Genomic DNA, 420 nt, shown 5'->3' with positions numbered 1-420 from the left:
ACTCCCGCCGGAAATCGGCCGCGGACTGGATGAGGCGGATGTACGCCTCCTGCACCGCGTCCCAGGCATCCGCCTCCCGCTGAAGCAAGGCGAAGGCCCTCCGGTACATGCCAGGGGCATACCGGTCATACAGGTCTTGTATCTCCGTGGGGCTCAGCCCTTGGCGCATCGTCGTCAGCTTGGACACGCGAGCCGCGGAAGTTGGGACATTTCCGTGCCCTCTTCACGAGCACGCCCGAGAGCCTTCCCTGAGGCACAGGCGCCGGGCCGGACAGCTCCGCGCCTCGCGGCTCACTCCACCGTCTGCGCCTGCGACGCGCTCACTCCGTCGCCCGCCACCGACAGCGTCACGGTGCCCGCCGCCGTGGCGCGGAAGTAGAACACCGCCTCCTGGTGCGGCACACCCAGCCGCAGCTCCGA

General features: G+C 69.3%; 1 protein-coding gene. It reads right to left on the bottom strand.

All coding sequences use genetic code 11. The annotated features are described in order from the left end of the window. Positions 1 to 187, bottom strand: a 187-nt coding sequence (locus D7Y04_RS42960) for an RNA polymerase sigma factor (protein ID WP_304988661.1), incomplete at its 3' end; no start/stop codon positions are given. Between the last annotated feature and the right edge of the window lie 233 nt (positions 188 to 420).

Source organism: Corallococcus sp. AB038B (assembly GCF_003668955.1).
Lineage (GTDB): Bacteria > Myxococcota > Myxococcia > Myxococcales > Myxococcaceae > Corallococcus > Corallococcus exiguus.
The sequence above is the reverse complement of the archived record's forward strand: the minus strand, read 5'-3'. Positions and strand labels throughout refer to the sequence as shown.